General features: G+C 64.7%; 10 protein-coding genes and 2 tRNA genes. 3 read left to right on the top strand and 9 right to left on the bottom strand.

Annotated elements, in window-relative coordinates; genetic code table 11:
* The first annotated feature begins 31 nt into the window (after positions 1-31).
* Positions 32-1,324, top strand: a complete 1,293-nt coding sequence (gene purB / locus ABZ720_RS01615) for an adenylosuccinate lyase (RefSeq protein ID WP_366553123.1) — start codon at positions 32-34, stop codon at positions 1,322-1,324.
* A gap of 54 nt (positions 1,325-1,378) precedes the next feature.
* On the opposite strand, the gene dksA is transcribed toward purB, so the two are convergent.
* The 9 genes from dksA to ABZ720_RS01660 form a co-directional block, all read right to left on the bottom strand.
* Positions 1,379-1,795 (bottom strand): RNA polymerase-binding protein DksA, encoded by a 417-nt coding sequence (dksA, locus tag ABZ720_RS01620; RefSeq protein ID WP_366553125.1) that lies wholly within the window; start codon positions 1,793-1,795, stop codon positions 1,379-1,381.
* Positions 1,796-1,964: 169 nt separating this feature from the next.
* Complete coding sequence (ppdK, locus tag ABZ720_RS01625; RefSeq protein WP_366553127.1) at positions 1,965-4,637, bottom strand: pyruvate, phosphate dikinase; 2,673 nt, start codon at positions 4,635-4,637, stop codon at positions 1,965-1,967.
* A 148-nt stretch (positions 4,638-4,785) separates the two neighbouring features.
* On the bottom strand, positions 4,786-7,005 hold the full coding sequence (gene glyS / locus ABZ720_RS01630) for a glycine--tRNA ligase subunit beta (protein WP_366553129.1): 2,220 nt from the start codon (positions 7,003-7,005) through the stop codon (positions 4,786-4,788).
* On the bottom strand, positions 6,998-7,912 hold the full coding sequence (locus ABZ720_RS01635) for a glycine--tRNA ligase subunit alpha (RefSeq protein ID WP_366553131.1): 915 nt from the start codon (positions 7,910-7,912) through the stop codon (positions 6,998-7,000). Before ABZ720_RS01635 ends, glyS begins: the two co-directional genes overlap by 8 nt.
* Positions 7,913-8,028: 116 nt before the next feature.
* Entirely contained in the window at positions 8,029-8,295 is a 267-nt protein-coding gene (locus ABZ720_RS01640) for a hypothetical protein (protein ID WP_366553133.1), read from the bottom strand.
* 53 nt (positions 8,296-8,348) lie between these two features.
* Positions 8,349-9,332 (bottom strand): TauD/TfdA family dioxygenase, encoded by a 984-nt coding sequence (locus ABZ720_RS01645; protein WP_366553135.1) that lies wholly within the window; start codon positions 9,330-9,332, stop codon positions 8,349-8,351.
* Between the two features lie 25 nt (positions 9,333-9,357).
* On the bottom strand, positions 9,358-10,833 hold the full coding sequence (locus tag ABZ720_RS01650) for a DUF502 domain-containing protein (protein ID WP_366553137.1): 1,476 nt from the start codon (positions 10,831-10,833) through the stop codon (positions 9,358-9,360).
* Between the two features lie 122 nt (positions 10,834-10,955).
* Positions 10,956-11,042, bottom strand: a tRNA-Leu gene (locus ABZ720_RS01655).
* 106 nt (positions 11,043-11,148) lie between these two features.
* Positions 11,149-11,235: transfer RNA gene (locus ABZ720_RS01660), tRNA-Leu, on the bottom strand.
* Between the two features lie 150 nt (positions 11,236-11,385).
* Here ABZ720_RS01660 and ABZ720_RS01665 point away from each other — a divergent pair.
* On the top strand, positions 11,386-11,691 hold the full coding sequence (locus ABZ720_RS01665; RefSeq protein WP_366553139.1) for a hypothetical protein: 306 nt from the start codon (positions 11,386-11,388) through the stop codon (positions 11,689-11,691).
* A 94-nt stretch (positions 11,692-11,785) separates the two neighbouring features.
* Positions 11,786-12,211: a large conductance mechanosensitive channel protein MscL gene (gene mscL, locus ABZ720_RS01670; RefSeq protein WP_366553141.1), complete on the top strand. Its 426-nt coding sequence runs from the start codon at positions 11,786-11,788 to the stop codon at positions 12,209-12,211.
* Positions 12,212-12,216 lie beyond the last annotated feature (5 nt).

A 12,216-nucleotide genomic window follows, 5' to 3' on the forward strand; every position in this document is an offset into this window, starting at 1 on the left:
GCCATGACGACAGCCACTTGAGGAACGAGACATGATCCCCCGCTACAGCCGGCCGGAGATGGCCGAAATTTGGTCGCCCGAAAGCCGCTTTCGCATCTGGTTCGAGATCGAGGCCCATGCCTGCGATGCCATGGCCGAACTGGGCGTGATCCCCAAGGAAGCCGCAGCGGCCATCTGGGAGCGCGGTGCCTTCGAGGTGGGGCGGATCGACGAGATCGAGCGGGAGACCAAGCACGACGTCATCGCCTTCCTCACCAACGTCGCAGAGCATGTCGGCCCCGAGGCACGTTTCCTGCACCAGGGCATGACCTCTTCCGACGTGCTGGACACCTGCCTGGCAGTCCAGCTCATGCGCGCTGCCGACCTGCTTCTGGCGGACACGGATCGGCTGCTGGCCGCCTTGAAGGCCCGCGCGTTCGAGTTCAAGGACACGCTCTGCGTCGGCCGCAGCCATGGCATCCATGCCGAGCCCACCACCTTCGGCCTCAAGCTCGCCGGCCACTACGCCGCCTTCGCCCGCAACCGCGCCCGCCTTGAGGCGGCACGGGCTGAGATCGCCACCTGCGCCATCTCCGGCGCGGTTGGCACCTTCGCCAACATCGATCCCTTCGTGGAAAGCTACGTGGCGGAGAAGCTGGGGCTGACGCCCGAGCCGGTCTCGACCCAGGTCATCCCACGCGACCGCCACGCCGCCTTCTTCGCGACGCTGGGTGTCATCGCCTCCTCGATCGAGAACCTGGCCACGGAGATCCGCCATCTGCAGCGCACCGAGGTGCGCGAGGCGGAGGAGTATTTCTCGCCGGGGCAGAAGGGCTCCTCGGCCATGCCGCACAAGCGCAATCCTATCCTCACCGAGAATCTGACCGGCCTCGCCCGCATGGTGCGCTCCGCCGTCGTCCCGGCGATGGAGAACGTGGCGCTCTGGCATGAGCGGGACATCTCCCACTCCTCTGTCGAGCGCATGATCGGGCCGGACGCGACCGTGACCCTCGATTTCGCGCTCAACCGTCTCGCCGGCGTGATGGAGAAGCTGCTGGTCTATCCCGACCAGATGCAGCGCAACCTCGACCGGCTCGGCGGACTGGTGAATTCACAGCGCGTGCTGCTGGCCCTCACCCAGGCCGGTGTCAGCCGGGAAGACGCCTATCGTTTGGTGCAGCGCAACGCTATGAAGGTGTGGCTGGAAGGCCGGGATTTCCGCGCGGAACTGGAAGCCGATCCAGAGGTGGTGCTCGACGCCGCCGATCTCGATGCCTGCTTCGACCCGTCCTACCACACCAAGCGGGTGGACCAGATTTTCGAGCGGGTGTTCAACGCCGACTGAGATGTGGGCGGCTTCCGACAGCGTCATGCCGGTCGAAAGCCGCCAATTCTCCGATCAGTCGTCGCGCTGAGTGCGTTCCATGCGCTCGTGACGTTCCTGCGCCTCGAGCGATAGTGTTGCGATGGGCCGTGCTTCCAGGCGCCCGATGGAGATCGGTTCCATCGTCTCCTCGCAGTAGCCGTAGCTTCCGTCCTCGATCCGCTTCAAGGCGGCATCGATCTTGGAGATCAGCTTGCGCTCCCGGTCGCGGGTGCGCAGTTCCAAAGAGCGATCCGATTCCAGGGACGCGCGATCTGCGATGTCCGGCTCCGCCAGGCTCTCACTCTGCAAGTGCTCCAGCGTCGTGCCGGACTCCCGCAGCAGCTCGGCTTTCCATTTCAGAAGCTTTTGCCGGAAATGTTCCCGCATACGCGGGTTCATGAAAGGTTCGCTTTCGGTCGGTCGGTAGTCAGGATCCAGCGTAAGCGTCATTTTACCCTAACCGCAGCCTGCCAAGTTGCGGCGCGAGTATAGTTTTTTTGACTCCCCGAACAAGCCCCGACGCGGAAAAGCCGGGAAGGCCCATTCCGGAACCTTTTGGCTCCCCGAAAGTGGCCTTCCCGGCTGCCTTCCAACGACGCGCGCCCCTACAGAGCGGCAATCAGACGTCGCGCTCGGTCTGTTCCAATGCCGCCTGGGCTGCCGCCAGGCGGGCGATGGGCACGCGATAGGGCGAGCAGCTGACGTAATCTAGGCCGACGTGATGGCAGAAGCGCACCGACTCGGGATCGCCGCCGTGTTCGCCGCAGATGCCGAGCTTGATGTCGGGTCGGCTGGCGCGCCCTCGCTCCACACCGATCTTCACCAGTTCCCCGACTCCATCCTGGTCCAGAGTGACGAAGGGGTCGCGACTCATGATGCCTTGACGCTCATAGACCGGCAGGAAACTGCCCGCGTCGTCACGAGAGAGCCCGAAAGTGGTCTGGGTGAGATCATTGGTCCCGAAGGAGAAGAACTCTGCAGTTTCCGCAATCTCCGACGCACGCAGGGCCGCTCGTGGCAACTCGATCATGGTGCCGACGAGATAGGGGATCTGGCAGTCGGCCGCTTCCATGGTCTCCTTCGCCACGCGGTCGACGACCTCCTTCAGGATCTCGAACTCGCGGCGCAGCGAGACCAGCGGAATCATCACCTCCGGTTCCACCGTGTCGCCGGTTTCCTTGTGCACCTGCACCGCCGCCTCGAAGATGGCGCGGGCCTGCATCTCGTAGATCTCGGGATAGGTGATGCCCAGGCGGCAGCCACGGTGACCTAGCATGGGGTTGCTTTCCTGCAGCTTCAGCATGCGCAGGCGCAGCTGCTCCGCCGAGACGCCGGTCGCCTGGGCCACCTCGCGGATCTCCTGCTCGCCATGGGGCAGGAACTCGTGCAGCGGCGGGTCGAGCAGGCGGATGGTGACCGGCAGCCCCTTCATGATCTTGAAGATCTCGACGAAGTCCTGGGTCTGCATCGGCTGCAGCTTGGCCAGCGCTTTGCGCCGGCCCTCCTCGCTGTCGGCCAGGATCATCTCGCGCACCGCGACGATGCGCCCGGCCTCGAAGAACATGTGCTCGGTGCGGCACAAACCGATGCCTTCACAGCCGAATTTCACCGCAGTGCGGCAATCCAGTGCCGTTTCGGCATTGGTGCGCACCTTGAGGCGCCGGATACCGTCGGCCCAGACCATCAGCTTGGCGAACTCGCCGGTGAGTTCCGGCTGCACCGTGGGCACCTCGCCCAGCATCACCTCGCCGCTGCTGCCATCCAGGGTGATGACCTCGCCTTCCTTCAGCTCACGATCACCGGCGCGCAGCACACCGGCCTTGTAGTCGATGCGAAGCTCGCCGGCGCCGGCGACGCAAGCGCGGCCCATGCCGCGGGCGACCACGGCCGCGTGGCTGGTCATGCCGCCGCGGGTGGTGAGGATGCCCTGGGCGGCGTGCATGCCATGGATGTCTTCCGGGCTGGTTTCGATCCGGCACAGGATGACCTTACGCCCCTCCAGTGCCGCAGCCTCGGCCTTGTCGGCGGAGAAGCTGATCTCGCCCGACGCGGCTCCCGGCGACGCCGGCAAACCGCGCCCGATCACGTTGCGCTCGGCCTTGGGGTCGAGGGTCGGATGCAGCAGCTGGTCCAGCGAGAGGGGATCGACGCGGCGCACGGCCTCCTGCTGGTCGATCAGGCCCTCTTCGACCATGTCCACCGCAATTCTGAGCGCGGCCTTGGCGGTCCGCTTGCCGGTGCGCGTCTGCAGCATGTAGAGCGTGCCCGACTGTACGGTGAACTCGATGTCCTGCATCTCGCGATAATGGGATTCCAGCAGTTCGCGCACCTTGCAGAGTTGATGGAACACCTCCGGCATCACTTCTTCCATGGCCGGCAGGTCCGAACCCTGCTCCTCCCGGCCGTGGATTGAGATCGATTGCGGGGTGCGAATGCCGGCCACCACGTCCTCGCCCTGGGCATTGACCAGGTACTCGCCATAGAAACGGTTTTCGCCGGTTGAGGGGTCGCGGGTAAAAGCCACACCGGTGGCGCAGTCGTTGCCCATGTTGCCGAAGACCATGGCCTGGACATTGACCGCCGTGCCCCATTCTTCCGGAATGTGGTGCAGCCGGCGATAGGTCACCGCCCGCTGGTTGGTCCAGGACTGAAAGACAGCGGCGACGGCGCCCCGGAGCTGGTCCTGCGGGTCCTGTGGGAAGGGAGCGCCAGTCTCTTCCTCGACGATTGCCTTGTAGCGCTCGATCACCTGCTGCCAGTTCTCGGCGTCGAGATCGGTGTCCAGGCTGACGCCCTTGTCCTCCTTGGCCAACTCCAGCACCTCCTCGAAGAGGTGATGCTCCACGTCGAGAACGACGTTGGCGTACATTTGGATGAAGCGGCGATAGCTGTCATAGGCGAAACGCGGGTCCTGGCTGCGTGCGGCCAGCCCTGCCACGGTGGTGTCGTTCAGGCCCAGGTTCAGCACGGTGTCCATCATGCCGGGCATGGAGACCCGGGCGCCCGAGCGAACAGAAACCAGCAGCGGGTTTTGCACGTTCCCGAAGCTGGCGCCTGTCACCTTCTCGACTTTCTCCAGCGCGGCCTTGATCTGGGCATCCAGTTCGTCCGGATAGTTGCCGGTCTTGGTGAAATGCGTGCAGACCTCGGTCGTGATGGTGAAGCCCGGCGGGACCGGCAACCCGATGGAGGCCATTTCGGCCAGATTGGCTCCCTTGCCGCCCAACAGGTTGCGCAGATCCGCTCTGCCCTCGCTATCGCCACCGCCAAAGCCATAGACCCACTTGCTCATAGCCGCCTGTCGCCTCCTCGATTCGCAAACCGGCCTGCTCACCAGGTCGATTACAGTGGGAAACTTTCGTTCAACAACCCTTGGTTAACATGCTCTGTTCCGCCGCCCGTCTGAGCGCCGAACCACTGCGTCGCACCACAGCTCCGCGTCAGCCTTCGATGGCTGAGAAATCCGCAACCTGGCCCAAAGTGCCACCAATCTGCGCCAGCAGCGCCAGGCGATTGACGCGCAAGCCCGGATCTTCGGCATTGACCGTCACCCTGTCGAAGAAGCCGTCGACCGGGGCACGCAGCCGCGCCAGCTCCGCCATGACCGCGGTGAAGTCCTCTCGGGCCAGCGCATCGCGGGCCTGAGCCTCGGCGGTCTGCAGCGCTGCGTGCAGGGCCTTCTCCTCGGTCTCGACCAACGCGGAGGCATCGGCCGGTCCACAGTAGTCGCGACCTTCCTTCTTCGCCTCGATCCGCACGATATTGGCCGCGCGGCGGTAGGCGATCAGGAGATTGGCTCCCTCCTCGCTCTCCAGGAAGCCGGCCAAGGCATCGACCCGGGCCAGCAATCGCACGAGATCGTCTTCCCCGCCGAGATTGAACACGGCCGAAACGAGATCGTGGCGCACGCCCTTCTCGCGCAGAACCACCTTCATGCGATCGGCAAAGAAGGCGAGTAATGCGTTGACCACAAAGACAATGCGTCCTTCGTCGACTTCGGCAATATCCAGGTTCTTCAGAAGGTTGGTTTCCAGCTCGACCAGGCGCTGCCCACTTCTGCCTTCGTGTACCAGCCGGTCCAGGGCTTCGATGGATGCCAGCTGTTCGCGCAGCTTCATCTCGTTGAGGATGGGCGCCACCGCTTCCGCCAGCACCCGGCCGAGCGGCAAACGCAGCCCGTTCTCGACGATCAGGCGGATCACCCCAAGGGCGGCCCGGCGCAGGGCATAGGGGTCTTTGGAACCGGTCGGCGTTTCGCCGATGGCCCAGAAACCGGCCAGGGTATCCAGCTTGTCCGCAAGCGCCACCGCCACGGAAACCGGGGCCGAGGGACAGGCGTCATTGGGGCCGAGCGGGGCGTAGTGCTCGGCGATGGCGGCGGCGACTTCCTCCGCTTCCCCGTCGTTCGCAGCGTAGTAGCGCCCCATCACGCCCTGGAGTTCGGGGAACTCTCCCACCATGCCGGTGGTCAGATCGGCCTTAGCCAGCATGGCCGCGCGATCTGCAAGTGCCGTGTCAGTGTCCAGGTGTGCAGCCAGGCCGCGCGCCAGAACCGCGACTCGCAGCACCTTCTCCTCCAGGCTGCCGAGCTTGGCGTGGAAGACCATCGGGCGCAGCGCGGGAATGCGGGTGTCCAGGCGCTGCACGCGGTCCTGGTCCCAGAAGAAGGCCGCATCCGCGAGACGCGCGCGCAGCACCCGTTCGTTGCCGGTCACAATGGTGGCCGCCAGTTCAGACTCGGCTGGTGCCTCCAGGTTGGCAACCACGAGGAAACGATCCGCCAGGCCACCGTCGTGTCTCATCAAGGAGAAATAGCGCTGATGACTGCGCATGGAGGTGATGAGCACTTCCGGCGGCAGGGTCATGAGCTCCGGCGCGATCCGCCCGATCAGAACGCAGGGCCATTCGACCAGCCCCGTGACCTCGTCGATCAGCCCGCTGTCCGGACGCACTGCCAGTCCAGCCGCATGAGCCAGGGCCGAACACTGCTCGACGATCGACTTCCGGCGTTCGTCAAAGTCGGGAACGACATAGGCCTGCTTCAGGCTATCGAGATAACCCTCGTAGTCGCGCACCAGGAAGGAGTCCGGCGCAAGGAAACGATGGCCGACCGTACTGTCGGTGAAAGCAAGGCGGCGCTCTCCCCCCAGATCCAGCCCGCCCTGCAGCGCTTCGCCATCGAAGACCGCGAGGAGATTCTGGATGGGCCGCACCCAGCGGAACTCCCCTTCCGCCCAGCGCATGGACTTCGGCCAGCCGAGCGTGCGGATCACGTCTACCAGCACCTCCGACAGCACGCTGCGGGTGGCGCGCCCCTGAACGTGACGGACAGCGAAATAGAACCGCCCCTTGGGCGTGTCGCGCAGCTCCGCCTCATCGAGAGAGGAAAGCCCGGCACCCTTCACGAAGCCCTGCAGAGCTTTCTCCGGCGCGCCCTCCTTGGGACCCTTGCGCTCCTCAGTCACGTCCGGCTGCCGCTCGGGCAGGCCGGCCACGTGCAGGGTCAGCCGGCGCGGCGTCACGAGGCTGCCGAGACCTTCATAGTGCAATCCGGCGGCCTGCAGCTTCTCGCCTGCGATGCGCTCCAAGTCGGCCGCCGCGCGTTGCTGCATGCGGGCCGGGATTTCCTCACTCAGGATTTCGAACAGCAACTCAGGCACCGACCGGCTCCCTCTGCTCCGCACTGACCGCCACCCAGGTTTCGCAGCACCCCTTGGCCAGCGCCCGGACCCGGCCGATGTAGGCCTGTCGCTCGGTGACGGAGATCACGCCGCGCGCGTCGAGCAGGTTGAAGAGATGGCTGGCTTTCAGACAGTTGTCATAGGCTGGCAGCGGCAAGCGCTGCTCCAGCAGCAGGGCGCATTCCCGTTCCGCATCCTCGAAGTGCCGGAACAGCCGCTGTGTGTCGGCGAACTCGAAATTGAAGGCGGAGAACTCGCGCTCGGCCTGCAGGAAGATGTCGCCGTAGCACTTGCCCCCCTTCTCGGTCGGCACTCCGTCCCAGTCCAGATCGTAGACGCGGTCCACGCCCTGGACGTACATCACCAGCCGCTCGATCCCGTAAGTCAGTTCCACCGGAACGGGATTGCAGTCGATCCCGCCGACCTGCTGGAAATAGGTAAACTGGGTCACCTCCATACCGTCGCACCAAACCTCCCAGCCCAGGCCCCAGGCGCCCAGAGTCGGGCTTTCCCAGTCGTCCTCGACGAAGCGGATATCGTGCGCCAGGGGGTCGATCCCAATCGCCCTGAGTGAGCCGAGATAGAGTTCCTGAATGTCGGAGGGCGACGGCTTCATCAGCACCTGGAACTGGTAGTAGTGCTGCAGCCGGTTGGGATTCTCGCCATAGCGCCCATCGGTGGGGCGGCGCGACGGCTGGACATACGCGCAGTTCCAATGATGGTCCGGTCCCAGCGCCCGGAGCGTCGTCGCCGGATGGAAGGTTCCGGCTCCCACTTCCATGTCATAGGGCTGCAGGATGGCGCAGCCTTTGTCGGCCCAATAGCTCTGCAACTTCAGTATGATGGACTGGAAGCAGCTATCCTTGTCTGCGTGTCGCTTGGGCATAAGGCCGTGATTCTTGTTGCAGTGCGGGAAAAGACGTCGCCGACCCTAAAACCCGCGCTGAGGATAATCAAGCGGCGCTGACCCGTGGAAAGGACAGCAGGACAAGCGCTTTGCGCTCAGTAGGGGCAATCGGGCCGGCCGCAGTTGCTGGGATTGGTTGCGGGCACATAAGCGCGACAGGCCGGGCAGGCGACCATTTCCTCGGCATCCGGAACCGCCGCGTGTGGCGCCCGCCCTTTATCAGCCTTCCGGCTGCGGCCCTGCTGCTTTGCCTGCACCTTGCGGGCGGCATCGAGCTTGCCGACGAATCTGAAGCCATACCAGACTGCCAGAATGATTCCGGCGAGCACCAGCAGCTTCGTGAGGGAGGGAAGGCCGAACATGGCATTCTTCTAGGCGGCGGAGCCGCCGCCGGTCAAGCAAAGCCGCAGCGCGCTCACGCCATGGCCACCAGAACGCGGCGGGCGCCGGTGAAGGGCTTGCGTCCATGCATGGTCAGCAGGTTGTCGAGCAGCATGATGTCCCCTGCCTGCCAGGGAAAGCGCACTTCGCAGCCGCGGGAGACCTCACGCACCACCTCGAGGTCGGCCGGATCGATCTCGCCCCCGTCCGCGTAGGTCGCATGATTGCCCAGAGTCTCCTCGCCCGCAGTGCGCGGATCGAAGCGTGGGTCGTCTTGGCGACCGATGGCCACCTTGACGCTGTCGAAGGCGCGATGCCACTGGTCCGCCTGATTGTACCAGCACTTCTCGCCGGTCACGGGATGCACGCGCACCGCAGCGTGGCGTGCGCGGGTCCGCAGCCCAAATGTCGTCCACTCGAAATCCATGCCGGCATCACGCAGGTAGCGCTCGGCTGCCGCTCGGTCGCGGGTCTCGAAGGTCTCCTGCCAGCTCTTGCCCACTCCGGACTCGCCCTCGGCATCCCAGAGGTGCTGGTGATAGATCACCCCCCGCTCCTCGAAGGCTTCCCGAGTCGCGGGCGGCAGGGAGCGATAGATCGCCCTGCCATCGGCAATCTGTGTCTCGCCGCCGCTTGCGGCCGGCGTCAGGCAGCAGAAGAAAACACGCTCCGGCGACCAGCCGGCATAGGACAGCTCGTTGTGCAGCAGCACTTCCAGATGGCTGGGATACTCCGTGGAGGTGTAGACCTGTTCTCCTACGACGCTGCGCGGAGAATCACCGCCAGCGTAGCCTTTGAGATCCGGACGGATTGCATGGCACAGCGCGCGAAACGCCGCGGGCGTGTCGATCTCGAAACCCCGGATCAGCAGCGCGCCCGATCGGCTTACCAGCGCATCCAGTGCCGCGGCGTTCTGCCCTGCCCAGGCGACGGCGCCCTCCACCGAACGCGGTGTTTCGGAGGCTACGACCGGGACCAGTGGAAGCGGTGAGCCAGGGGCGAGGGGCTGAGCGTCCATCTTCATCCTTCCCGCAAATGCGGCCTCAGTTCAGGGAACTGGAGCCTATAGACGGCTCCGGCGTGCGTGCAAGCTGTGCAGGTGCAGCCGCAGCGCTCCCCTCCTCGGGCGACACAGCACCCGGGTCGGGGGGCACGACCAGGCCGCCCGAGATCACCATCTTCAAGCCTTCCTCGATGCTCATGGCCAGGGGGATCGTCTCACTTCGCGGCACGAACATCAGGAAGCCGGAGGTCGGGTTCGGCGTGGTCGGCAGAAAGACGTTCACGACCTCCCTCTCGGTCAGTTCCTGCACCTGCCCCTCGGTCTTGCCGGTCACCAGCCCAATGGCCCAGCAGTCCTTGCGTGGATACTGGAAGAGCACGCAGGCTCGGAAAGCATCCGACCGGCTGGCCAGAATCGTCTCCACGATCTGCTTAAGGGCGCTGTAGACCGAGCCCAGGATCGGCAAGCGCCCGAACAGCCAGCTTGAGGTGCGCAAGAGCCAGCGCCCCAGGATGCCGGCAGCCAGCATGCCGATCAGGGTCAAAGCGACCACTGCCACCACCACCCCGACACCCGGAACGCCCAGACCGGGCAGCGTGAAAGGCAGATAGGTCTCCGGCCGCCAGGCATCCGGCAGCAAGGGCTTCACACGCGAATCGACGAAGGTGATGAACTGCGCAATCAGCCAGAAGGTGATCGCCACTGGCGCAGTGACGAGGATGCCAGCGAGCAGATAGTTGCGCAGGCGGCGCATAAGACTCGGCCGCGCAGGCGGTTTCGGTGCCGCCGGCTCCTCCACCGACGTTTCCGGCGCGCGGGCAGCCAGTTGCTCCGGCGTGACGATGCCGCCGGAGACCACGAGTTTCAGACCCTGCTCCACTGTCAGGTCCAGCGGCCGCACGGTCTCCCGCGGGACGAACAGCAGGAATCCGGTGGTCGGATTGGGCACCGCCGGCATGAACAGAGACACGGTCTCGCCAGGCAGCAATCGCTGCACCTCACCGCGGGTTTGGGAGGTGACAAAGGCCACGGCCCAGACACCGCGATAGGGGTATTCGACCAGCACCACTTCGCGGAACGCCCGTGAGCGGTCGGCCAGTATGGTCTCGAAGACCTGCTTCAAGGCGCCGTAGACGGAGCGCACCACCGGCACACGGGCCAACAGCCGTTCACCGACGTGCATGATCCAGCGGCCGAGAAGGCCCGCGGCAAACATGCCGATCGCGATCAGGCTCGCCAGCACCAACAACAGGCCCAGGCCCGGTATGGAAAAGGGCAGGTAGTTCTCCGGATCCCAGGGTTCCGGGATGAGCGGGCGCACCCGGTTGTCGACGAAGTCGATGACCCCCCAGGCAATCCAGATCGTGATGCCGACCGGCGCAGTTACGAGCACGCCGCCGAAGAACCAGTTCCGCAGCCGCCCAAAGAGCCCGGGCCGCAGTTCCAGTTTCGACAGGGGGTCATCATGCCTGCCCCGAGGATCGGGCGGCGAAGGAGACGGACGCTTGGCTCTCACGTTATGGCATCCAGGTTGCGGAGACCTTCTAACATGGGTGTGCTGCGCGAGGTACACCAGTCTCCGCAAACCCAAGACGCCTGCAGTGCCCTCAAAGCAAAAAACCCCTCGCGAGAGGGGTTTGGTGCGGCTGAGTGGACTCGAACCACCACGGTGTCTCCACCACAGGTACCTGAAACCTGCGCGTCTACCAATTCCGCCACAGCCGCAGCGTCTTTGCTGGGGACCCGGTAAAACCGGGCGGTAGTCCCCTGTTCTTCGCCGCCTCGCCGGTGTCTGTCAAACCCTTTTCGCAGCCCTTATCGTGCCTGCGAATGGTGCGGCTGAGAGGACTTGAACCTCCACGGGGTCTCCCCCACAGCGCCCTCAACGCTGCGCGTCTACCAATTCCGCCACAGCCGCATAGGTTTACAACAACGGGCCGCAAGCGGCCCGTCACACCGTCCGGGCGACCCGAACGAGCGACTATCTAGCGACCTTGATAGCACAGCACAAGACCTCTTTCTTTGGCCGGACTGGTTTTGCTCTGGGGGCGCTGATAGCCTTCGGATCATGCGCACATTCCTCATCATCGCATTCCTGGGCGCCTTCCTGTTGGGTGCGCTTTTCATCGGCGTGAAGGCCTGGAGTGGACTGGCTGGCGTCGACATGCCCTGGCAGGGATGGTTGGCGCTGATCGGCGGGTCGGTGCTGACGCTGGCGCTCGGCATCGGGCTGATGGCGCTGATGTTCTACTCCGCACGCCACGGGCACGACGACAGTCACCACGAACAGGGCGTCTATCGCCCGCCGGATCCGAATGATCCGGGCGCGCCTGATGACAAAGGCAACAGCGAGTCCCGCGGCTCAGACCGCTGAGCTTCCCCTGACATGGTCCACTTGTTGCTGGTCGCACTGCGCGCTTGGGCCGCCTAAGCTGTTCGCCTGGGGCGCCCATGCGAGGAACACAGCCATGTTCAACGAGTTCAAAGCCTTCATTTCCCGTGGCAACGTAGTCGACTTGGCCGTGGGTATCATCCTCGGCTCGGCCTTCCTGGCCATCGTGAACTCCCTGGTTACCGACATCATCATGCCGCCCATCGGTCTGATGCTAGGCGGAGTCGACTTCTCCGACCTCTTCATCACCCTGTCCGGGGGCGAATACGACTCCCTGGCTCAGGCGACCGAGGCCGGTGCCGCCACGCTCAACATCGGTGTGTTCATCAACACAGTGATCAACTTCGTGATCGTAGCGTTTGCCGTGTTCATCCTGGTGAAGCAGGTCAACCGGCTCTATCGCCGCGAAGCCGAGCAGCCTTCGGCGCCGCCAGCGCCGCCGCGTGAGGAAGTGCTGCTGGAAGAAATCCGCGATCTCTTGGCGCAACAGCGGCGGGGATGACGAGT

This window comes from Aquibaculum sediminis (genome assembly GCF_040712085.1).
Lineage (GTDB): Bacteria > Pseudomonadota > Alphaproteobacteria > Kiloniellales > DSM-21159 > Aquibaculum > Aquibaculum sediminis.